The sequence below is a fragment of the Allobosea sp. 10L422 genome (assembly GCF_056395345.1).
In genome coordinates this window covers 1-22,160 of the sequence record NZ_JBFTJI010000007.1, presented here as the reverse complement: position 1 = coordinate 22,160, position 22,160 = coordinate 1, and the positions used below count along the sequence as shown (strand labels likewise).

15 protein-coding genes and 4 pseudogenes are annotated in these 22,160 nt (G+C 62.0%); 8 read left to right on the top strand and 11 right to left on the bottom strand.

Annotation, left to right across the window (positions count from 1 at the left end):
- The first annotated feature begins 108 nt into the window (after positions 1-108).
- Positions 109-1,434 (top strand): glycosyltransferase family 4 protein, encoded by a 1,326-nt coding sequence (locus AC1DEZ_RS15140; RefSeq protein WP_476779874.1) that lies wholly within the window; start codon positions 109-111, stop codon positions 1,432-1,434.
- 36 nt (positions 1,435-1,470) lie between these two features.
- Here the strand turns inward: AC1DEZ_RS15140 and AC1DEZ_RS15135 are convergent, their stop codons facing one another.
- The 6 genes and pseudogenes from AC1DEZ_RS15135 to AC1DEZ_RS15110 all read right to left on the bottom strand — a co-directional run.
- A complete protein-coding gene (locus AC1DEZ_RS15135) occupies positions 1,471-2,259 on the bottom strand; it encodes a hypothetical protein (RefSeq protein WP_476779873.1) in 789 nt (262 codons plus the stop codon).
- A gap of 58 nt (positions 2,260-2,317) precedes the next feature.
- Positions 2,318-3,136, bottom strand: coding sequence for an SDR family oxidoreductase (locus AC1DEZ_RS15130; protein WP_476779872.1), 819 nt, complete (start codon positions 3,134-3,136; stop codon positions 2,318-2,320).
- Between the two features lie 38 nt (positions 3,137-3,174).
- Complete coding sequence (locus tag AC1DEZ_RS15125; RefSeq protein ID WP_476779871.1) at positions 3,175-4,005, bottom strand: lysophospholipid acyltransferase family protein; 831 nt, start codon at positions 4,003-4,005, stop codon at positions 3,175-3,177.
- 33 nt (positions 4,006-4,038) lie between these two features.
- Complete coding sequence (locus AC1DEZ_RS15120; protein WP_476779870.1) at positions 4,039-5,466, bottom strand: cytochrome P450; 1,428 nt, start codon at positions 5,464-5,466, stop codon at positions 4,039-4,041.
- Positions 5,467-6,081: 615 nt separating this feature from the next.
- Positions 6,082-7,089, bottom strand: a complete 1,008-nt coding sequence (locus AC1DEZ_RS15115; RefSeq protein WP_476779869.1) for a hypothetical protein — start codon at positions 7,087-7,089, stop codon at positions 6,082-6,084.
- Between the two features lie 214 nt (positions 7,090-7,303).
- A pseudogene (locus AC1DEZ_RS15110) lies at positions 7,304-8,127 on the bottom strand (IS630 family transposase); the annotation flags it as partial.
- Positions 8,128-8,134: 7 nt separating this feature from the next.
- Here AC1DEZ_RS15110 and AC1DEZ_RS15105 point away from each other — a divergent pair.
- Positions 8,135-8,558 (top strand): annotated as a pseudogene (locus AC1DEZ_RS15105) (IS3 family transposase); the annotation flags it as partial.
- Between the two features lie 12 nt (positions 8,559-8,570).
- On the opposite strand, the gene AC1DEZ_RS15100 reads toward AC1DEZ_RS15105, so the two are convergent.
- Together AC1DEZ_RS15100 and AC1DEZ_RS15095 are read right to left on the bottom strand one after the other, a co-directional pair.
- Complete coding sequence (locus AC1DEZ_RS15100; RefSeq protein WP_476779868.1) at positions 8,571-10,580, bottom strand: tetratricopeptide repeat protein; 2,010 nt, start codon at positions 10,578-10,580, stop codon at positions 8,571-8,573.
- Positions 10,577-14,767, bottom strand: coding sequence for a rhamnosyltransferase WsaF family glycosyltransferase (locus AC1DEZ_RS15095; protein WP_476779867.1), 4,191 nt, complete (start codon positions 14,765-14,767; stop codon positions 10,577-10,579). Before AC1DEZ_RS15095 ends, AC1DEZ_RS15100 begins: the two co-directional genes overlap by 4 nt.
- A 745-nt stretch (positions 14,768-15,512) precedes the next feature.
- Between AC1DEZ_RS15095 and AC1DEZ_RS15090 the strand changes: the two genes are divergently transcribed.
- The 3 genes from AC1DEZ_RS15090 (at position 15,513) to AC1DEZ_RS15080 (ending at position 18,032) form a co-directional block, all read left to right on the top strand.
- Positions 15,513-15,851: a hypothetical protein gene (locus AC1DEZ_RS15090; protein ID WP_476779866.1), complete on the top strand. Its 339-nt coding sequence runs from the start codon at positions 15,513-15,515 to the stop codon at positions 15,849-15,851.
- A gap of 27 nt (positions 15,852-15,878) precedes the next feature.
- On the top strand, positions 15,879-16,952 hold the full coding sequence (locus AC1DEZ_RS15085) for a class I SAM-dependent methyltransferase (protein WP_476779865.1): 1,074 nt from the start codon (positions 15,879-15,881) through the stop codon (positions 16,950-16,952).
- A 366-nt stretch (positions 16,953-17,318) separates the two neighbouring features.
- Positions 17,319-18,032: a class I SAM-dependent methyltransferase gene (locus tag AC1DEZ_RS15080; protein WP_476779864.1), complete on the top strand. Its 714-nt coding sequence runs from the start codon at positions 17,319-17,321 to the stop codon at positions 18,030-18,032.
- Between the two features lie 82 nt (positions 18,033-18,114).
- Here AC1DEZ_RS15080 and AC1DEZ_RS15075 read toward each other — a convergent pair.
- A pseudogene (locus tag AC1DEZ_RS15075) lies at positions 18,115-18,480 on the bottom strand (transposase); the annotation flags it as partial.
- 62 nt (positions 18,481-18,542) lie between these two features.
- Between AC1DEZ_RS15075 and tnpA the strand changes: the two are divergent.
- The 3 genes from tnpA to tnpC are packed head-to-tail and all read left to right on the top strand — an operon-like array spanning position 18,543 to position 20,983.
- Positions 18,543-18,941 (top strand): IS66-like element accessory protein TnpA, encoded by a 399-nt coding sequence (gene tnpA / locus AC1DEZ_RS15070; protein ID WP_476779863.1) that lies wholly within the window; start codon positions 18,543-18,545, stop codon positions 18,939-18,941.
- Entirely contained in the window at positions 18,938-19,285 is a 348-nt protein-coding gene (tnpB, locus tag AC1DEZ_RS15065; RefSeq protein ID WP_476779862.1) for an IS66 family insertion sequence element accessory protein TnpB, read from the top strand. Before tnpA ends, tnpB begins: the two co-directional genes overlap by 4 nt.
- A gap of 45 nt (positions 19,286-19,330) precedes the next feature.
- Positions 19,331-20,983 carry an IS66 family transposase gene (gene tnpC / locus AC1DEZ_RS15060; protein WP_476779861.1) on the top strand — a complete coding sequence of 551 codons (1,653 nt, stop codon included), beginning with the start codon at positions 19,331-19,333 and terminating at the stop codon, positions 20,981-20,983.
- Positions 20,984-21,044: 61 nt separating this feature from the next.
- On the opposite strand, the pseudogene AC1DEZ_RS15055 reads toward tnpC, so the two are convergent.
- Positions 21,045-21,333 (bottom strand): annotated as a pseudogene (locus AC1DEZ_RS15055) (transposase); the annotation flags it as partial.
- Positions 21,334-21,374: 41 nt separating this feature from the next.
- Positions 21,375-22,160, bottom strand: a 786-nt coding sequence (locus AC1DEZ_RS15050; protein ID WP_476779860.1) for an IS3 family transposase, incomplete at its 5' end; no start/stop codon positions are given.

Genomic DNA, 22,160 nt, shown 5'->3' with positions numbered 1-22,160 from the left:
GCCTCACGCCCTATCCGCCAATCATAGGAACCGCGAGGCTTGGTCCCGCGTCAGGCGAGACGCCGCTACGGCGGGTCATCGCGAACAGCATCAGGAAAGATGGATCCGGTGTCGAAGAATATCCTTCTGGAAGCCCATGCGATGACGCTGAAGCAGGGCACTGGCATCGCCACCTACGCACGCAACCTCGCCAGCACTGCAACGGGCCTCGGGCATGATGTCGAGCTGCTCGTCGGGATCGAGCGCAGCGTCAATCGACGCGAAGCGCTCCTGTCAGAAGTCGTTCTCAACGATGCGATCGATCCAAAGGCGATCGACCCCGTGAAGATGCTCGGCCGTGCGATCGACTGGACGATCGGGGCGCCGGCCGGCTTGCGGGCACAGCGCCTGCCAGCGCCGCGCATGGTGCTCGATCCCGGCTCGGGCAGGGCGGCGGAGCGGCGCCATCCGATGCATGGATCGGTCCGGCTCTGGGAGCGGTCCTTTCTCCATTTCAACCGGTTCGGCAGCCGGATGGAGGTTAAGCCGGAGGGGCGCCACGACCTGTTCCATGTGACGCGCCCAACGCCCGCCTTCGTCAAGGGCGCGGCCAACATCTACACGATCCACGATATCGTTCCGCTTCGACTTCCTTATGCCACGCTGGATAAGAAGAAGTATTTTTACAATATGATCAGGCATCTCGCCGAGAAAGCCGATCACATCGTGACAGTTTCGGAATTCACGCGCCGGGATGTCCAGGAATTTTTTGATATTCCCGACGAGCGGATCACCAACACCTGGCAATCCGTCTCCGTCAGCGAAGCTTCGATTTCGAGCTCGGACGAGGATGCTGCGCGTGATGTCGAAAATCGATATGGCCTCTCGTTCCGGGATTACTTTCTGTTCCTGGGCGCTGTCGAACCCAAGAAGAACATCTCGCGACTGGTCGAGGCCTACGCCGCCTCCGGGTCGACGCGGCCGCTCGTCCTGGTCGGCGGTCTCGGATGGCAATACGAGCAGGATCTCGAAACGTTGAAGGACGAGCGGCTGCTGAGCTGGCGCTTCGACGGTTCGCATATCAGGCCCGAGCGCCGGGTCCAGCGCTTGCCCTATGTGCCGCTGGCCTCTCTCATGTCCTTGATCCGGGGCGCGCGGGCGGTGCTGTTCCCCTCGCTTTACGAGGGCTTTGGTCTTCCAATCCTCGAGGCCATGCTGCTGGGGACGCCGACGATCACTTCGAATACGAGCTCCATGCCGGAGGTTGCCGGCGACGCGTCGATGCTGGTCAATCCCTACAAGATCGAGGAGATCCGGGATGCGATCAGGACGCTAGATGCCGACGATGATCTGCGCGCGGAACTCGTGAGCCGAGGGCGCAAGAGGGCCGAGTTCTTCTCGCCCGCGCTCTATGCCGAGCGGATGAAGGCGGTCTACGACCGCGTCCTCGGCTGACAGCGCTTGATAATGTTCTGCGCTTCGGATCTGTTCTCAGATGCCGAAGCGGCGTCTGAGATTGGTGATGTGCTGGGCGAGCTCGCCTGATGCCCGCAGCTTGAGCGATGATTGCTCCGAGGCAACGCTGCGGGCCTTGTCGGTGTCGAATGCATAGGAGGCGTAGAGCGTGGCATAGCGCTCAAGAAAGACTGCTTGATCGCTGGGGCTCATCTCCGCGTAGCGCAGCGCCTTGCCCTTGCTGAACTGGCCGATGACACCCTTGTCGCGGAATTTGGCAAGGACGTTCTTGACGTCGATGGCTGCACCGATCTGGTTCGAAATGGCGCGGATCACGGCAGCGCTGTCGTAGCAGATCTCGTTGTAGGTAAAGATCTTCACTGGCTCGACGACAGCCCACTCCCGAAAGCAACCGAGCTGGATGTCGAGCGAGTTCAGCGTGTCGGCGATAGTCACGAATTCCGAGAACGGCTTGTTTCGCCAGCGCCGCGAGCGCGCACCGTGATCGATCATCGAGAGCGCGATCTCGCGCGGATCCCTGATCGAAGCGCTCGCCAGGACTTTCCCCGCTGCCACGTGGTTTGCGACCTCGCCGCGAGGTGGCCCGTGCGTTTTGAGAACAATGTCGCCTCCGCCGACATGGCGCTCGATCTCGCCTAGAAGATCGTGATCGATGAAGTTGAAGTAGTTCTCGACCGAATCCGACTTCCGGAATGGCGCGCCCAGCCGGACGACCGGCCGTCCGGCAGCCCGGAAGACCTCCTCTGTCATCTGATAGAGGAAGGTGCTCGCCGATTTCGTGATGCCGTAGCAGATATAGATCATGGTCCGACCTGATCGGGAGCAAGTTGACGGTACGGTCGATGAGGCGAAATTGCTGGACTCATGGTTTCTCAGGACCAAGGCTGCGTTTGAGCAGTCGCTGTTGCTGCCAGACGAGCAGCGGTCTGTACAGGCTGTGAAACCAGGCCAGTAGCGCCATCGTTTTCGACGGCGCCAGCAGGAACACTCCCTTCTCAGCCTTCTCGATGATCCGCTCGGCCACACGCTCGGCGGTCATCACGCCGCCTTGCTCGGAGATCAGGCGGGTCACCGCGGGCCGCTTCAACCTCTCATTCGCCAGCTGCGGCGTTTCGGTGTCGGGCGGACATGCGACGCTGACGGCGATGCGGTCGGCTGCAAGTTCCAGGCGCAGGATTTCCGCGAGTGCCCTGACTGCGAACTTGCCTGGCGCATAGCCGCTATAACCGGCGATGCCAATGAAGGCCGCGCCAGACGACACCAGCGTGATCCGGCCGCCATTGCCGCGCATGAGCGGAACGGCGGCCTGGATCAGGTGAAGCGTTCCGAAATAGTTCGTTTCCATCTGCGCGCGATGAGCGGCGAGTTCGAGATCGCAAAACAGTCCCGGCTCGACGATCCCCGCGCATGTGATGAGCCAGTCGATGCGGCCATGGCGAGCCTCGATCTCAGAGATCGCGCTTTGCGAAGCCACAGCATTGGTCACGTCGACTGGCTGGAGATCAATCAGATTAGCCCACTTGGGGCCGAGCAGCGTCTTGGCATCAAGCAGTCGGTCCATGTCGCGTGCCAGCAGGATGACGCGGTAGCTGCGCTCCAGGAGGATGCGCGCGCAAGCCAGACCGATGCCGCTCGAGCCGCCGGAAATGACGGCAATCTTGGGCGGAGGCAGTGTTGGCACTGGATGTTCTCCGATCGAGCGATTGCGGGGGAGGGGCTCTACGCGACCGGCCCGATCGAGTCGTCCAGATAATACCATTGCTCGAGATGGCGCAGGATAATCGGCTCGATCCTGTCGTTGAGGAAGGCGACATCGGCGAGCGGGCTTTCGACACCCGGATCCATATGGAAAGGCCGCTCGAATTGCAGTCGAAACCGCGTCTCGCCGACCCGTTCGCAATAGGCCACGATGATCTGCGCGCTGGTGCGCCGCGCAAGCTTCGCCACAAAAGCCAGATTGCCTTTGAGGTGGGGCTGGCGGCCAAAGAGCGGCGCCATCATGGTTCCGTTGCGTTTCTCGTCCGGGAATACGGCAAGGACGCCATTGCCTTTCAGGATAGAGAGCGCGCGGAGCGCTCCATTTCGGTCTGGTGGGAGGACGTTGACATCGAACGCGCTGCGAGTCGCCTCGGCGATGTCGCGATGTGCGGCGTTGTCCGGAATTTCCGAGATCGACGCGATCGGAACACCGATAGTCTGCAATGCGGACGCCAGGACCTCCCAATTGCCGAGGTGCAGGCACAGCGCGATGGTCGGAATCTTTCCCACGTCAGCTCGGGCAATATCCGCACCGACGAGTTCCATTCGCTCGGCCGCGGCGAAACGATGGACGATGGAAAATTCCGCCATCAGCCGCCCGACATTCTCGACGAACCGCCATGCGAGCTTCTCGGCTTCCGCTTCAGGCATGGCCGGAAAATGGTGCCGGATGTTGGCGCGGGCCTTGCGCGCGACATCAGGGTCGATGAAGCGGATCTTGAGCCAGGCCAGCCGGGCGCCGAGGTTCGAGACAAACGAGATCGGCAGCCGCCGCAAGGCGTGATGCAGCACTCTCTCAAGGGCTTGCATAGCGGTCTCGTCCCGTCAGATCATGTGCTGCAGTGCGCGAGCGACCACGCGGGCGGGCAGACCACCCTTGGGACGCAGCGTCAAGCGGCAGACCGGCTCGACCTTGTAACCCTCCCGCGGCTGGACCTCAAAGCGCCGAGCCAGGATCGCCAGGCACAAGGTCGCCTCGTCTAGGCCGAAATTCATGCCCGGACAGATTCGCGGGCCGACCGCGAAGGGAATATAGGCAAAGGGATCGATCCGGGTGCCGGACAAGAAGCGCTCCGGCATGAAATGGTTCGGCTTATCCCAGAGATCCACAGAACGATGCAGCAGCCACGGCGCAATCATGACGAGAGCGGATTTCTCGACATCGATATGGCCGATGCGATCGGCCTCCAAGGCCTGCCTTGGCAGCAGGGGGACGGGAGGATAGAGGCGCAGCGTCTCCTGGATGACGGCGCGGCACCAAGGCAATTGCGACAGATCGGCCAAGGTAGGCGCTCGGGTGCCGCAAGCTGCGGCGATCTCGTCATGGACGCTGCGTCTCACCCAAGGCGCATTGGCTAGGAGATACCAAGCCCATGTCAGCGTCGTCGCCGTGGTTTCGTGCCCGGCCATGAAAATCGTCGCCGCCTCGTTGCGTAGCGCCGTGATATCCAGCGGTTCGCCCCCGCTTTTCTGATTGCGGCGGATCAGCAGGTCGACCATCGAACCGGCATCGCCTTCGCCGGCGAGATGGGCGTTGATGACGTTTTCGACGACGCCGTGAACCATCGCGATGGCCCGGCGCCGGCGCTTGCCGCCGAAGGGCGGCCAACCCTTGTCCGCCCCCAGGAAATAACCGAGATTGAAGGAGTCGGCATGGCGCTGATAGGCACTGAAGCCGTCGATGACCTGTTGGGCGGCTTCGCGCGCGATATTGTTGCCGAAGACCGCCCGCGAGATGATCGCGGCGGTCAGGCGCCCCATTTCCTCGGTGAGTTCGACTTCAGCATCGGCAGGCAGGGCGGCCCACTCGGCGGCGACCGCGAGCGCCGCGTCCTCGATGGTCTGCCCGAATTCCGGCAAACGGCGTTTGTGGACGATGTCGGCAACAAGGGGCCGGCGCTTCTTCCAGGTCTCGCCATCGCTGATGAAGAGACCGTCTCCCAGCAGAGCTTCGAGCGCGCGCCGCATCTGAGGGCTTTTTCGTTCGAAATTGTCGTGACGCGTCACGACGACATGCCGGATGTGCTCTGGGCTGTTCACGAAAACAATTTGCCGGCGCAGGATGCGAAAGCTGTCGATGCCGGAGCGGTAGTATTTGGCGGGCCAGATCTCGATGAGGTTCCGGCGTGCACCCAGGATGATCTGCAGGAGGTTAAGGTCTTGCGTAGGTGGCGCAGGGTAACTCGGAATGAAGCAATCACCTTCATGCCGCTTAACTATGGTTGGCGGTCGAAAGATCGAGCGCGACGTCATTTCCCACTACGCCTTCTTAGCATCTCGCACAGGATGCGGCACGGCACAAACGAGTTAGCAGCGTTTATCATGTTGCCTCGCGGCATATCGGGCAAAGTTCGGTTTGCCAAGCGAGCGCCTGAACTTCAGTGCGCAGTTGGCCTCAGTAACTTCGAAGGAAGTTTCCGACAGCCTGACGCGATGTCCCCACCGTACCCGTGGCGCCCCTCTGGGCCAGCCACTGGCCGGCGCGCCGATCCCAGAAGGGCGCTAGATTCTGCCTAGTAGACGCTGAGCCCTGAGATGGACTGATGTGGACTGGCGCTTGAGCGGGTCAAGAAGCTATCTGCTATAGCGTTGTCGCGACAGCTGCCGCGCTGGGCACCTCGCCGCGTTATGGCGACAGCACAGCGCCGGAGACCGTCGCTTCGTCTGCCAGAACGGGTTCCAAAACCGCCAGAAACGATTTCAATGCTCGATACAAAATAAGGCAACGTCAAAGACGCCCGCGCTGGTCGAAGGGGCCTGGGCGTCCCGGCGAGCGAGGGGGCGCCGGTGATGAAGGTGCGCCGTGGTGAGAACGTGACCCACGACGGTGGTTTCGGACCTAGCATCTGGTCTTGCTCCGCCGTCCGATCAGGGCTTGCGCTTGGCGGAGCGGGCCGAGGCTGTCAGCCTTGGAGCCTTCGCACTGTGGCGGCGCGCGGCCCCGCGCATCTTTATGATCGTCGAGAGATCCTCGCCCTCCTTGTGCTGGAAGTCCGGCACTGTGCCGACGACCGTCTGGACGTCGATTCCGAGACCTGCCGTCGCAAGCAGGTTCTCCAAGCTTGTAGGCGGCAGTAGGTTCGACAGGGCAAAGGCTTCCTCGAATATCTGGTTTTTGCATTCGGCGGAGATGTCCGATCCGGCGGCCAGACGCGTCAGGTCCAGCAAGGTCGGATGCATTTTCACTTCTTTTTCGTCGTGGCCCGTTGGGTACTGCATTCCCTCCAGGCCGAGCAGGTCTCCGAAGGATTTGATGATTGAGCCGCAGCTATCGAACTCGTCTTCGTAGCTCCGGAAGATGCATGAATCGGGGAAGATCCTCCGCCAGACATTTGCCCGAAACGCGAAGGCCGCCGAAACCAGGTTATCGAAGTTCAGCAAGAACTCGCGCAGGGCCCGGCGCTCGGCGCCGTGCTGAACCTCGTGGCGATAGCGCGACAGCAGGAACGGCATCGGGTTGCGGACATAACCGACGATGATAGGGGCGTAAGCGGCCAGAGTATCGCGCAAGCGCAATAGGGCGGCGAGGTCGAACTCGAGCCGGCAGAACTCCTCCGAGCTTAAAACGACTTTAATGTTGGGATCTAGGCTGGTTTCCAGATGCGGCTGGTAGTGCGCCAGCGTCTCATCGAGCGAGTACGTCTTATCCTGCCAAGGGTAGTGCGCCGTCTCGAAGATCCAAGACATTTCTGGATGTCCAAGCCAGCTGCTGAGACCGGCTGGGTAGATGGTACCGTTGGAAGCCAAGTTTTCTCGATTGTCTTGCAACCAATTCTGGATCGCTGTGGATCCGGTCTTGTGGTAGCCAATGTGAAGGATGAGAGGCATGTCGCTTATCTGTCTGATATCGGGGAATGAAAAATCAGAAACTCTCATACAAGCCACATATCCATGCTCTCAAGCCACAATCGCGCGGTGGATGTGCTTCAGCAAAGGGGAGAGCTCTTCTGGGAGAATGAGGCGCGTCTGCTGATCAAGCCCAGCGTTGGTCGATAAGGGGTTTGAGGCTGAGGCCATCCTGTTGGTCGAGGCGAGCGGTCGCACGCAGAAGGGAGATCGCGGGGGATCTGGGCATTAGAGCATGCTTCATTTATACGGCAGCGTAGCCGGCGTTTTTGAGATAATTTGCACATTCGTTTGGTGAGACGAGGTTGAGGAGGTCTCCGAGCTTTCGCCATGTTGCCTCGACCGTCCTGGCCTCTGCGTCGCGCATCCAGTGTTTTAGCTTGGCGAAGAGTTGCTCGATCGGATTGAGATCGGGACTGTAGGGCGGCAGGAAGAGCAAATGGGCGCCCGCTTGCCGGATCGCGCGACGGGCGGCCTGGCCCTTGTGGCTGCCGAGATTGTCGAGGACGACGATGTCGCCCTTGGCCAGCGTCGGGGCCAGAACCTTCTCGGCATAGAGGGCAAAGAGCTCCCGTTGATCGGGCCGTCGATGACGAGAGGCGCATCGACACGGTCGCATCTGAGCGCGCCGATGAAGGTCAGCGTCTTCCAGTGACCATGTGGCGTACGCGCCTGAAGGCGCTCTCCCTTCGGGCCCCAGCCGCGCAGCGGTGCCATGTTGGTCTTGATCCAGGTCTCGTCGATGAAGACGAGGCGGCGCGGATCGACGCAGGCCTGATGCGTCTTCCAACGCTCTCGCTTGCGGGCGATGTCAGGTCGGGTCTGTTCGGCCGGCAGCACGGTTTTTTTGAGGCTCAGCCCCTGCGCATGCAGGAGGAGCCAGACGCTGCGCCGGTCGCTTTTGATGCCGCGCGCCAGCAACTCCGCCGTCAGGCCTCGCGTCGTGAAAGGCCCCGAGCGACAGCGTTCGCGCAACCAATCCGCCGTCTCGCCCGACAGCCGCGGCTGCTTGTGCCCGCCGATCTTGCCGTGATCGAGCGAACCCGTCTGCGCCTTGAGCAACCAACGATCATCCCATAACGAATTGCCCTCGTGCGCTCTACGTCGTGCCGTCATCATTCGGGGGCTGCTGAACGGGCTGGTTCGATCGCAGCAGCCACTACTGGGCCATCGCGTATCAAGCGGAATTGCGCCGCGTTGGGATCAAGATATCGATGTCCGACAAGGGAAACTGCTTCGGGAACGGCATGGTCGAGGCCTTCTTCAAGATGCTGCAGGCCGAACTGGTCTGGCGCGTCGCCATCCAAAGTCGGGCCGAGGGTGCGGCCGCCATCGGCCGATATATCGACAGCATTTACAACCCCATCCGGCGCCATTCGGCGCTCAGCTTCAAAGTCCGCTTCGGTGTGAGAGTTGGGCCGCGAAGAACCGAAATCGCTCTCCAAAATCATGGTGCAAGTCCAGCCCGAGGTCGCGCTCCGCGAAGCACAGGCCGTTAGCATGCGGCCTCGTCAACCCAGATGCTCGGTCCGGAACCAGCGGTCGCGGGTCATGGCCTCGCCCCACCGCTCCTTCATAAGCCGCGCCGCTGCCTCGAAATGGGCATCCCGCACCGAATCTATTGGCGCGAGTGTCTGCGACTCGTGGTGGATTGCCTTGATCGTTGGTTCGACGACTACGCGTAGGCCCGCTTGCCACACCTTCAGGCAATAGTCGAGGTCGTTGAACCACAGCGGCAACCCCTCGTCGTCGAAGCCGCCCAGCCTGTCGAACAGATCTCGTCGCGTTGCGAGAAAGGCTCCGGTCACACCGGTCACCGAGCGACGGGCCATTGCGCGGCCGAAGGGGCCTTCGGCGTCGGAGGGGGCTCCGCGACCAAGGTGATCCGCATGCACTCCGAGGCCGACAGCAATGCCGGCATGCTGGATGGTACCATTTGGATAGAGCAATTTTGCCCCAACCACACCCACTTCGGTGCGTCCCAGCAGTGCGTCGAGCTTCGCATCCCAGCCGGGAGTCAGTAGATCAACGTCATTGTTCAGGAAGAGCAGCAGCGGAGCGGTTGTGACGGCTGTGCCGAGCCGGTTGAGGCGGGACCAGTTGAACGGTTCTTCGATGCGCGTCACCGTGAAGCGGTCCGAGGCGGTCCCGGCAGCCAACAGATCCTGCGTCTCCGCCTCGCGCGAGCCATTGTCGACCACGACGACCTTCACCCGCTCTCGCTGCGCAGCAGTCGCTTCTAACGCCGTCAAACAATTCGCCAGTAGCTCTGCCCGGTCACGCGTCGGGATCACGACTGCTATATCCCTAGTTGACCCGACGACGGTCGGTGAAACTCGCGCGGCGCTAACGGGCAGTGGCATGGCGATCCGATGCGGCCGGCTGGCGAGGAACTGCCGCAGAGGCCGGCCTGGCCCTTCGCCGGCGAGAGCGGGAAAGAGCTCTGCCAGAGTCTTTGCCCTCCTGCCGGAGGCTATGAGCGCTCTCTGGAAGGGCGCACGGCCGATAGCGGCGATCAGCCCGTGGCGTTTCCCCTGTTCGAGCAACTCGGCATCGAACTCGGCCTTCGCCTCCGGCCGGGAGTAGATTGGCCTTGCGCCACCTAGATGCACCACGTCCTCGTCGGGGAAGGCTGTGGCCTCTCCCTCGGCCAGTCCCGCGGCCATCCACGCCAGTGCCTCAGAAGCGAGAACCATCGGGATGTCGGACAGCACGACTCCGTCATGGGGGGGCATGGCGTCTACCAGAACAGCGAGCGCCCCGTCCCGGGAGCGGACCGAATCGATGAAGCGCACCGGATTTGCCGCGGCCATCCGGGCAAAGGCTAGACGCCCCTCTCCAGTCAGGTCGGGCATTGCCACGCTGAAATTCCGATGGCTTTGCCGCCGCATGCTGGCGAGCACCTCGAGAAGCTCGACCAGAGGACCGTCCCCCGCGATCACGACGGCGAGCCGAAAATCCGGCGCCGGCACGGGCGGCGGCGGCGCCGCGAATGTCCGCCGCCGCAGATCATGTTGCTCCGCCGGCAGGGTCACGAGGCTGCGAACGAGCGGCAACTCGGACTCAATCCGGCGCAGCGTATCTCTCATTTCTTCAGCGAGGTCCAAAAGATCGGTCAGGAGCCGTGGCCCGAGCAACTTTTGGCGGCCGGCCTCCCAGCCTGCCCCCAGCGAGGCGAGTTCGGCGATAACGGTCGCGTCGGCTGGCGACACTCGCAGGGCCTCGATGAAAGAACGTAGCGCATCGGGCCTTCGCCCAGCCAGATGCTGCGCCCGCCCGAGCTGGAGATGGGTGTCCGCCTCGCAGGGCCGCAGCGCGAGCGCCTGTCGATAGGCCGCCTCGGCTTCGTCGAAGCGGCCGGAATCCTTAAGCATGTTGCCGAGCTGAACCCACAAATCGGCCCGTTCTGGCGCCCGATCTAGGGCGGCGCGATAGGCTGCGGCGGCCTCGTCGAACCGACGCGCGTCCCGCAGCGCGTCGGCACGCGCAAGCGCCCGACCGAGGGGCACGCCACCCGTCACTGCGCGCGCTTTTGCTTCGTGGCCGCGGTGGAGGCCCCGGCACGCTTCTGCCGCCCGGTCCCGGACGGCGCCGTTGCGGAAGGCCCGGCAGGGGGCATCCGTCGTTCCGCCAATTCGCGCTGGCTGCAGCAGAAGCGTTCGACGGCCACGGAGCGCGAGCCGGTGGCGATGACGGGCTCGTCGACGTATGACAAGCGGATGCTGGCGTCGGCCGGCAGCGTGCCGTCGATCTGCGCCAGCACGCTGTTGGCTATAACGTCCATCTCCCAATCCATCGTGCGAGAGGCCGTGAAGCGCCGGGCCGCCACGCTCATCCGTTTGAAGGTGGGGGGATCTAGCACCGCGAGCAGCGCCTCCGCGATTGAGGCGGAATCCTGATAGGCGAGCATGATGGTATCGGGGATGTGATCCATCAGGTTGTTGTACCGATAGAGATCGACCGGCACGCAGCCCGCTGCCATCATCTCGTAAGGGATGCGCGATGGGTTCGAGCCGCTAATGCAGAGTCCCGCCATGCAACGGTTGTAGAGGTCGTTGAGCTCGCGGAGGTCGTGGACTAGACCGAGGTTCTCGACGGGAAAGTCGAGATGTAGAGGGGTGTTCGAACCATAAACGTAGATGGTCACGTCCGGCGCGGCCTGCTTGACCAGACGCAACGCATCTATGCCAAGAACAGGAGTCCGCCTCGGCTTATCCGGTTGGTAGAGGAAGCAGATCGCCCGCTCGCGCGGCTGCTGCCTTGATAGGGGGTGATAGACCGAGGTGTCGACTCCTAGGCCCGCCGGGCAGGCCTGGGCATGATAATTTAGATTGATGACGTGGGAGAGCCAGTTGCCAACTGTGTAGTGTTGGTGGCCCTGCGTATAGCTATTCTCGGCCACGACGTAGGCGTCGCTCATCGGGTTGAACAGCGCTTCCAAGTCCTGCACCAGATACGCCTTGTTGTAGGCGTTCACTCGGGAAATGAACTGTGACGAGTGAGCGACGGTGGCAAATGCCAGATCTGCCGAGATGTTATGATGCCAGCTAGTATGGATCAGCGCGCTGGTTCCGTCGAGATAGCGCTCGACCGCTTCGACGCCATCTCCGACGCCTTCTAAGAAGATCTCTGGGTTGAAGCCCAGCTTCGATAAGCGCCGTACCATGTTGTAGATCGTGCGGTGACCGCCGGAGGCCGTGAGCGGCGGGGGGGCGTAGACCAGCAGGCGCGAGCCTGTGATGCGCTGCAGGGCCGGACGTGCCAGGCCGAGAAACTCCAATGGCAAGGCGCAGCGCTGGCCAACCGGCGCTTCGGCCCACCAGCTCGCGACCGACCGGGCGTGGATTAGCGCCTGGGGCCAGCGCGACTCGCGCAGCACCGCATCCGCGAAGGCATGCAGTTCGCTGCCCCCGCGGCGGGAGAGTTCGTCCGCCATGTTGTCCCAGCGCTCACCCCCGTCAGTCGTGCCTGTGCCGAAGGTCTCGTTGTGCTCCAGGCGATTGAAGGCGGTCGCAACGGCGGCGGGTGGGCTCGCGGTCAGGGACACCACGAGCGCCCGCGCCAGTGGACGGAGGCTATCCGAAGTCAGGCCGTGCAGACGAATATAGTCGGCCAGCGCCGAGACCGTGGCCAAGACCCCCTCCTGCACAGCCGCGACCTCGTTCAGGATGACGTCTTCCTCGCCGGAGATGATCTGTCGGATCGCACGGATCTCGCCGCCGTCATGCTCATATCCCGAAACGGAGCCGCCAGGGCCGTTCAGCAGCATCTCCAGAGGCGCGACGTCCGCAACCTCCAACGGGTCGTTGGCGTCGAAGACCCAGCCGAATTTGCTGGTGTTGGGGAGCTGCGGGTTGAGGAATTGGAAAAGTCCCAAATAATGGCCGACGAAATGCGCCTCGGGCAGCACCCTGGCGATGTTGTCCTGGATCGTTCCGCGCCAACCGATGTCGACGATGTGCCTCAGCCCGGCTCCGACGCACCCTTGCTGACGAAGATACCCGACCAGCAATTCGCGCTGCACGGCGATCCGCTCGCGCGCATGTTCCAAGAAGCGCTCGCTCTGCAACAGGGCGAGGCAGGCACGGTCCTGCCACGGATAGGTGATGGCCTCGTCATAGACGACACCGTGCTCGCGACAGAGACGCTGCACCAGGCGCTCATCGAGATTGAGCGACAGCGCTAGCCCCCTTAGCGACTGCTTGCTGTAAAGTGTCCAGAGCCGCATGAGCTCCTTCGGTGTCGCATCCTCCAACGACGCAGCGAAGGTGGCACGGCGGCTTACCTCCAGCAGCTCGGAGGCTGGAGCGCGGCAGTTGAACGGGTCCGCCTCGCGCAGAGCGTCGAAGACCTTCTTTACAAAGATGCCTTCGCGCGTGAGGAAGAAGACCTTGTCGGCATTGTCCCTTATCGCGGCCTCGAGGACGCTGAGCGAATAGCCTACTACGAGCGGTGCGAGCCGTGCGCCGATTGCGTGCAACTCGCTTATGCCGCCCTGCTCGCGGGCCGTCTCCTCGCAGATACTGGCGAGCCGCCTATGATGGACGGACATGTCATTGCGCTGCCAGGCTTCGAAGCCGAGGTCGAACCAGGAGCGGCGTGCCGCTTCGCCTTCGGGCTGATAGAGAACGGTACGAATCCCCAGCCCCCGGGGAACCGCGTCATCGGCGTGCTGGTTGTCGCCAACATGTAACAGGGAGCCGGCGTCGACGCCGAACTCCTTTATGAGCTTGGCGAACATCCGTCCGCTTCGCTTCGTCTCGAACGAATCTGACGAGGTGAAGCCGGTCACAAACAGCCGGCTGAGTCCGTGTTCACGGAGCAAGGCCGCGATGAAATCTGCTGACATGTAGAAGTCGGAGGCGAAGACGGCAGGCTGCTTCAGGTCGGCAAGGGCGTCGCGCACCGGGCCGTCGACATGCGTGCTCCGCCGCTCAGCCTGGAATTCGTGCCTGATGACGCTCTCCTGCAGTTCCTGCTGCAGCGCGTCGGCAGTGCCACGCCTCAGCACCATGTCGAGCCAGCGCGGAACAGCTTCCTCGAAGCGGAACTCGAACTCGTCGTTCGGGGCGCTGGTGTTCTCGGACTTGACGCGCGCCGCAAAGAGCGCGGGGATGTTGCGAAAAGCCGGGCGCAGAAGGTCGTGCGCGCTCAACAAAAGGAAACGTGCCGACTGCACTTTGATTTCGTCTGGATGGCAGTCCCGGCGCAAGACGGTATCCCAGACATCGAAGGTCACTACCTCGGCGCCCCGATGATCCAGTCTCAACGGAGCCGGCAGGGCAAGCGGCAAACGCTCATCCTCTTTCAGCGCTGCCTCGAAGGAATCGAGACTTAGGCCCAAGAGCCACGTCTCGCCGTCGTTGACGGAGCGCGGATGCCTGTCGTGAAAGGCGCCGGAGCCCGCCGTGCGGAAGGGCGCGCCGGCCGGATCGCCGTCCGACTGGAGCGCGTGGCGAATATCCTTCACGACGATGCTGCGATAGGCATCAAGCCGCGAGCCGGTGAGCCCCTCCAGTTTCATGAACCGGTCAAGATCGAGATGGGGGTGGGGGCGATGGCCGAGCTCGGCACCGACCTCCAGAAAGTGCGAAAGTGGGTCTCGGTCGCTTGGCCGATAAGTCGACAGATACCAGGACGAGGAAAAGTAACGATTGGGGTTCAGACCAGACCGCGCGCCGATCTCGATGAAATGGGTCAGCGGGTTGACGCGCCCATGACCAAGCGCTGGATCCTGATGGAAGTAGTGGCGACTGTCGAACAGGGGATGCGGCGACAGCCCATGCGCCGCCCCGTCGCGCAGGAAATGCAGGAAGGGCAGCACGTTGGCTGGGACTGAGGCTAGCTTGCTGTACCAGGCGGGGTCGAACAATAGATTCGGGCTGACCGAATCCTTCCGGGCGGCCGCTATATAAACTTCAAGCGGAGAGTAGCCATTCGCCACGAGCTCGGGAAAGCTGCGCCGGAACCAGGGAACGTCGAAAAGCGGATGTGGGGAAACGTCGTCGGATTCGTGCGCCAGATAGTCGGCAATCGCCGCGATGTCGTGGGCGGATCCCAGCCCCCTCTTTTCGCGGTACCAGTTAGAATCAAACAAGCCGGACTCGAGGATAAGGTTTATCCGCCCATTTATGTCGGAAATATCAGGATTAGCTGGCCTCGCGGCAGAATTAAAGAGCCGTATCGCCTTTAAGTTCAGGAATGTCATGTTTAATCTGGGTCTCGGTCGCGATCTTTCATCCTACATAACGGTTGCAACGCATTGGTTACAAGGTTTATCTCGACGGGGGGCGTCTTAGGAGGGGGGCTCGACCGGAATGCACCAGCTCCCGTGCACCGATCCGGGTGGATGAACCGGACAATTATGGATGCGCCAGCGCTGCCTCTACGACAGTTGCGTGCAACTTGGGCCTCCCTGCGGGCTTTGCCCGTGCTCATCATTTCGACCGGAAGGTCCCCAAGGGTCTCGTCTGCCCATCTCTGCGGTGATTCAGTAGAAGGAAAGCCAAGAGCCAAGATGAGTCCTGTCGGGCCGCCGAAGAGCGCTTTCCGTATCGTCGGCGGGGGGCGGTCAGCTCCTGCGACCGATGAAGTTCGCCGTGCTGGCCTTCTTTGTGCTATCAGTCCCGCGCTCGTCGGCATGGGGTCTTGCCGTGGTTCCATGTGGCTGCGCGCAAGCTCCAAAGTCTTGGTCACGCGTGCGCATCGTGCCAGCGTATTTCGGGACGTCGCATCTGGCTGATTAGCCAGATGCGAGGCTGCTGCCTTCAATACGGCGTCGCCATACGGCGGGTGGGCCGCGTCTCAAGCTGGATCTGTCGCTGGTGGTGGCGCTTAAGAGAGCGATCTCTCACCGGCAAAGCGCCGGCTGATGTTCGTTTCCGGCATCGGTCCCGTCGGTGCTAGCGCACTCCCTGGTGCCGTGGTCAGCGGAAACCCGGTCAAGAAGACAAGTGATCTCGCCCCTTGGCTTGGCTTGGCTTGGCGCCACGAGAGTATCCAATCTCGACACCGAGGCTCCTATCTTGCAGCGAGCTTCCTCGATCGGCGCGCTGTTCTACGCTTGGTGCCGCGCAATGGCGATCCGCTTGTTTGTGAATTGGTTCCGCGACGCGGCACCATGCCATTTTGAGGGGCGGCGCGGTCCGAGAAAGATTGCTGGCGGCTTGCGCCATATTCCGGGCAAGGTGCTGTTTCCCCGTGGGGCATCCGAACTGCACGCATCCGCTGGATTTTCGGCAGATATGCGGGCGCTTCAATTTGCGCAGGTGATACAGATCGTGTCAAAATGAAGGTGCGAAGCTATGTTAGGTTGGCCTATGTTGGATGAGCGGTATTCTACTCGCGTTCTCGCCGAGCGCATTGATCCTGTAGCGGCTGAACGACAGCGGCAAGCATGCGTTGCGCACTGGGGGCAGGATTTCGCAAATAGCGCGGCGGGAAGGGAAGCTTCAGAGTTTGTTGTCTTCCGACGCCATGACAACACGGTACGATTCTTGATCCCGTGGATCGAACGGCACCAAATTTTGTCTGGACAGAACATTATTGATTTTGGCGGGGGGTGTGGCTCGTCGGCTCTCGCGTTCTCACATTATGCAGAGCACGTCGACACGTTCGAGATCGACACACGTCTTGAGCTGGCATCCAGGACAAGGATGGAGTTATTTGGTGCCCCCAATGTATCTTTCTATTTTCAGCCCGATCCTGGCGTTGTGTTCGAAAAAGCGCTTTCGACTGTTGGACCGAAATCGATTGTTGTTCTTGTAGCGGTAGTCGAGCATCTTCTTGATGGCGAGCGGATAGAGTACCTGCGGGAATTCTGGAGTCGCTTGCGTCCGGGTGGTTTGCTCGTTATCGCGGAGACGCCAAACCTATATTCTGTTTTTGACGATCATACGTTCCAGCGTCCTTATTCTCATCTTATTCCCGATCATTTTTTTAGACGATGGGTCGAAGATCAGCCGGCATCGCTTCGATTTAGGGAGGCCCTGCTTGCGGCATCTGATCATGGTGATCAAGCATTGTTCGATCTTCGCAGAAGACTGGGCCTCGGAGCTACGCCTGAATTATTCCAGCAAGCGTTCGGCCATGACTTGAACGAGCTGGTGATCGCTGATGGTTACGATCCGGAAATGGTCAGCTGGTTTCCTATCTCTCCTGATGACCAGCTGATGCTGTCGGCTTTTGATATGTACAGTGTGGGCTTGCCCGTTGGTTTTGCCAAAAACGTTCTAAGCTTCATCTTTCAGAAGCCGTTGAACGGCGATCATGCGGCCGAAGTTAAAGCCCAAAATGTGAGTCGACGTGAACGAGCGATTTCGAGGTTCAGCCTTGTCCGCGAACGGGATCGCTTCAGATCGGAGCTTGAGCGCTCTCGGTTGCAAACATCATAAACGGTCGAACCGGGAGAGCGGAGTAGGGGGCGTGGTCTGATTGATCGGGCGCCATCGATCCTAATATCGCGAAGCCGACGCGGTTTCGCATGTCAGTTGATCTCGTAATTCAGGGGATGCGCTCCCAACCTGCAGCACAAGTTTCTTCTTCCCGAGCCAAGTTGCCCTTCTGCTGAGCATTGATTCGGTTTGAAGTATGATGTCGAAAATAATCGAGGGTCTGATTTGATGCGTTGCGGCTGCTGTCACGGCACGGAAACGGTACCGCTATTGCGAGCGCCTGACCGGGACGATGAGTCGGTCCGGATATTCCACTGTCAAAAGTGCTGTGCTTTGACGCCGGAGTATCCAGACGACGAGCGAGACATGGTCGAACGTCAAACGGTCTTTCATGAAATGCACTGGCGCGGGGAGACCATAAGTCGATATCTGCAAGATCGAGACGCGATGACGCGCGTGCTCCAGTTTCATGATCATCACCTTCCGCAAAACCGCGATCAAGTCGTCTACGATCTAGGAGCGGGACGAGGAAATCTGCTGGCATCCCTCCTTGCAAACGGTCACAAGGCTATGGGCTGCGAGCCGTCGGTCGAGCTAGCCGCACGTGCGCGGGTTGTTTACGGATTGGCAGAACACGAACTCATCACTACGGACATTTTAGCGTTTTTAACCGAGCGCCCGGCTGATAGGGGTAAGGTAGCGGCTATATTTTTATGGCACGTGCTTGAGCATCTTTCGGATGCTGTCGAGGTTTTGAGGTTATGCGCCAACTTCTTATCTGACACTGGCGTCATCATTGCGCAGGGACCTCTCCTCGCGCCAGAATATGTCTACCGAGAGCACAATTTCCTCCACTCGGAATCGAATATTAAGTGGTTAGCGGATACTGCCGGCTTGAAAGTTTTGTTCTGTGAAGCACAAGATCCAAGCCGCTTCGTTTCATTCGTGCTCGGACACGCTCAACATCCCGCACCGGCCACAGCGGCGGTTTTCCTTTCCGACCCGCTAACGGCAGCGGGTTCGCTCTACTTCACACAGAGCCGGGCCTTGAGTAGGTTGGCCGCGCGAGCAGTCAGTTGAGAATGGCGCGGCCGCGCGTCGCTTGGCGTCGTTACCGGCTCGGGAGTGTCAGGATTTCCGTGTGCGGGCGGCGGGTTGAACATCAGGCCGCCATGGGCCTGGTGAAGCGCTCGCCGAAGATGACGGCGAACTGGGCCTTGGCCATAACCCACTCACGGGGGCCCATCTTCCACTCCTTCTCCGAGCGGTTCAAGACGAGGAAGAGCAGCTTCATCGCGGCCTCATCGGTCGGGAGGTGCCCTCTGGCCCGGACAGCGCGGCGCAGCTTCGCGTTCAGCGCCTCGATCGCGTTGGTGGTGTAGAGGATGCGCCGGACGTCCGCTGGGAAGGCGTAGAACGGTACGACCTCGCTCCAGGCACGGCGCCAGCTCTGGGCGATGGCAGGATAGCGGCGGCCCCAGAGCCCCTCCTCGAAGGCGCCGAGTGCCACCTCGCCGGCGGCGGCGTCGACGCATCCCTCCGAGGGCGGCCGTCTTGAGAATTGAGATTTTGCGGTGAGAATTCGTCTGTATGGACGTCTATACAGACACACCGATCAGTCGGCTTGAGATCGTTGAGAGGGGCGGTCGGCGGCGCTTCAGCAATGAAGTGAAGCTGCGGATCGTCGAGGAGAGTTATTCGGGTCGGCGTCTGGGCTCGGCGACGGCCCGCAAGTACGGAATCACACGCGCGCAGTTGAATGACTGGCGCGATGCCGCGCGGGCTGGGCGGTTCGGTCCGGTTTCGAGCGCAGGATTTGTTCCGGCAGTGATTGTGCCGGAGGTCGCGGCGACGAGCTGCGCGCTGATGGCAGAGGGCAGCGGTCGGATCGAGATCGAGACCGCGAACGGGCGGCGCCTGATCGTGGATCGCGATGTCGACGTCGAGGCTCTGCTGCGGATCGTGCAGGCCCTGGAGCGGCTTGCGTGATCCCGGTTCCGACGGGCGTGAGGGTCTGGCTGGCGACAGGCTACACGGATATGCGCCGCGGCTTCCCGGGCCTGTCGCTGCAGGTGCAGGAGGTACTTCGCCGGGATCCGCTGAGTGGGCATCTCTTCTGCTTCCGGGGGCGTCGAGGAGACCTTTTGAAGGTGATCTGGCATGACGGCCAGGGCGCCTGCCTGTTCACGAAAAGGCTGGAACGGGGCCGGTTCCTTTGGCCGTCTCCAGCGGACGGGGCGGTGACGATCTCGACGGCGCAGATGAGTTATCTTCTGTCCGGAATCGACTGGCGAAATCCGCAGGAAACCTGGCGCCCGACGCGGGTCGGCTAGCATTTACCTTTTGAAATCGCAGGCTAAATCTGATTCACTGGCTTCGTGATGGTGAAGCCGGACGATCTTCCTTCCGACCTCGCAAGTGCCCTGGTGGCGCTGCGGGCCGAACGCGAGGCGCGGCTGGAAGCCGAGGCGGTGGCCGCGAGCGCGCAGGCGAAACTCTCGGACACCGAGGCGCTGATCGCGCATCTCCAACTGATGATCGAGAAGCTGAAGCGCGAGAAATACGGCCAGCGTTCCGAACGCACGGCACGGCTGATCGAGCAGATGGAGCTTCAGCTCGACGAGCTCGTAACCGCGGCGAGCGAGGACGAGCTTGCCGCGTCTGTCGCGGCGGCGAAGAGCGGGAACGTACGCGCCTTCACGCGCAAGCGGCCGGTGCGCAAGCCCTGGCCGGAGGATATCGAGCGCGAGCGGATCGTCATCGATCCTCCCACGACGTGCACCAGTTGCGGCGGCTCGCGCCTGTCGAAGCTGGGCGAGGACGTCACCGAGACGCTGGAGGAGATCCCGCGCCGCTTCAAGTTGATCGAGACGGTGCGCGAGAAGTTCAGTTGCCGCGATTGCGGCAAGGTCAGCCAGCCGCCGGCACCGTTCCATGCCACGCCGCGCGGCTTCATCGGCCCGCAACTGCTGGCGACGATCCTCTTCGACAAGTTCGGCATGCACGCTCCCCTCAATCGCCAGAGCGCGCGCTTCAAGGCCGAGGGGATCGACCTGCCGCTGTCGACGCTGGCGGACCAGGTCGGTCATGGAACCTTCGCCCTGAAGCCAGTCTTCGACCTGATCGAGGCCCATGTGCTTGCGGCCGAGCGCCTTCATGGCGACGACACGACGGTCCCGATCCTGGCGAAGGGAAAATGTGCGACCGGACGGATCTGGACCTATGTGCGCGATGATGGCCCCTTCGCTGGACCTGCGCCACCGGCGGCGGTGTATTACGCTTCAGGCGACCGGCGCGGCGAGCACCCGCAGAAGCATCTGGCCAAGTTCACCGGCATCCTTCAGTGCGACCGTTATGGAGGCTTCGAGCCGCTGTTCGACCCGCAACGGAAGGACCAGCCGATCACACCGGCGTTCTGCTTCGCCCATGCCCGGCGCGGCTTCTTCGAACTGGCCGATATCGCGAAGAAGGCCCGCGACGGCGTGAAGGGCAAGCCGGTCTCCCCGATCGCCCTGGAAGCAGTGAAACGCCTCGACGCGCTGTTCGAGATCGAGCGTGCCATCAACGGCCATAGCGCCGAGGAGCGGCGGGACGTACGCCAGGAGAAGAGTAAGCCGCTTCTCGATGAGATGCAGGCCTGGCTGTTGCGCGAGCGCGAGACCCTCTCCCGCTCCGCCGAGGTCCTGAAGCCGATCAACTACATGCTCCGTCGCTGGGCCGACTTCGCCCGCTTCCTCGACGACGGTAGGATCTGCCTTTCCAACAATGCCGCGGAGAGAGCGCTGCGCGGCATCGCTCTCGGACGACGCAACTGGACCTTCGCCGGTTCGCAGCGCGGTGCCGATCGCGCCGCCGTCATGCTCACGCTCATCACCACGGCCCGCCTCAACGACGTCGACCCGAAGGCCTGGTTGGCCGACGTCCTGGCCCGCATCGCCGATCTGCCGGCCTCACGTCTGCACGAACTGCTGCCCTGGGAGTGGAAGCACCTGCGCCAGGCCGACACGATCGTCGATCAGCAAGCCGCCTGAACTTCAACCAACCTCATCATAGAGCCCGCTACGCTCGCGAGAAGGCTTCGATCACGCGGCCTTCCTCGTATGCGTACGCGTCGACGGCACGATAGATGCCCTTCAGCGCGGCGGCGACGGGCTTGCCGTCCTTGTACGAGACGAAGTCCAGGCTATGGCGCAGCAGATGGACGATGCAGGTCTGGACCATGGCCTCCGGGACCGCCCGGATCGCGTCGGGGAAGCCCTTCAGGCCGTCGATGACGGCGAGCAGGATGTCCTCGACGCCGCGGTTGCGCAGCTCGTTCATGACGCTGAGCTAAGAACTTCGCGCCTTCGTTCTGCTCCAGCCAGAGGCCGAGAATCTCCTTGGTGAACCGCGCCGGGTTTCCCGGAGGCTGTTTCGTTTGAGTCACGCCGCCATGGCTGGTTCGCGCATGGCGTAGTAGCGCTCCTCGGCCTCGGCCGGCGGGATGCTGCCGATGGGTTCCAGCAGCCGGCGATTGTTGAACCAGTCGACCCAGGTCAGCGTGGCGAACTCGACGGCCTCGAAGCTTCGCCAGGGTCCACGCCTATGGATGAGCTCCGCTTCGTAGAGGCCGTTGATCGTTTCGGCGAGAGCGTTGTCATAGCTGTCGCCGACACTGCCGACGGAGGGTTCGATGCCAGCCTCGGCAAGGCGCTCGGTGTATCGAATGCTGACATATGGAGAACCCCTGTCGGAATGATGCACGAGGCCGCCGCGGTGTGCGGGCCGTCGCTCGTGCAGAGCCTGCTCCAGCGCGTCGAGCACGAAGCTGGCGTGCGCGGTCCGCGATACGCGCCAGCCGACGATGCGGCGGGCGTAGGCGTCGATGACGAAAGCGACATAGACGAAGCCCGACCAGGTGCTGACGTAGGTGAAATCCGAGACCCACAGCCTGTTCGGTGCCGGTGCCCGGAAGACCCGGTTCACATGATCGAGCGGGCACGGCGCCGCCCTGTCACCCATCGTGGTGCGCATAGGCTTGCCGCGGATCACGCCTTGCAGGCCCGCACTGCGCATCAGGCGCGCCACGGTGCAGCGAGCAAGCTGATGCCCTTCGCGCTGCATCTGCCGCCAGACCTTACGCACGCCATAGACCTGGAAGTTCTCGTCAAAGACCCGCTGGATCTCCGGCAAGAAGGCGGCATCGCGCCTCGCCCATCGCGCCTCGCC

Coding starts and splice junctions, on each gene's coding strand:
- AC1DEZ_RS15085 (WP_476779865.1), top strand. CDS start 15,879: ATGTTGGATGAGCGGTATTCTACTCGCGTTCTCGCCGAGCGCATTGAT.
- AC1DEZ_RS15120 (WP_476779870.1), bottom strand. CDS start 5,466: ATGACGTCGCGCTCGATCTTTCGACCGCCAACCATAGTTAAGCGGCAT.
- AC1DEZ_RS15115 (WP_476779869.1), bottom strand. CDS start 7,089: ATGAGAGTTTCTGATTTTTCATTCCCCGATATCAGACAGATAAGCGAC.
- AC1DEZ_RS15135 (WP_476779873.1), bottom strand. CDS start 2,259: ATGATCTATATCTGCTACGGCATCACGAAATCGGCGAGCACCTTCCTC.
- tnpA (WP_476779863.1), top strand. CDS start 18,543: ATGGACGTCTATACAGACACACCGATCAGTCGGCTTGAGATCGTTGAG.
- AC1DEZ_RS15095 (WP_476779867.1), bottom strand. CDS start 14,767: ATGACATTCCTGAACTTAAAGGCGATACGGCTCTTTAATTCTGCCGCG.
- AC1DEZ_RS15080 (WP_476779864.1), top strand. CDS start 17,319: ATGGTCGAACGTCAAACGGTCTTTCATGAAATGCACTGGCGCGGGGAG.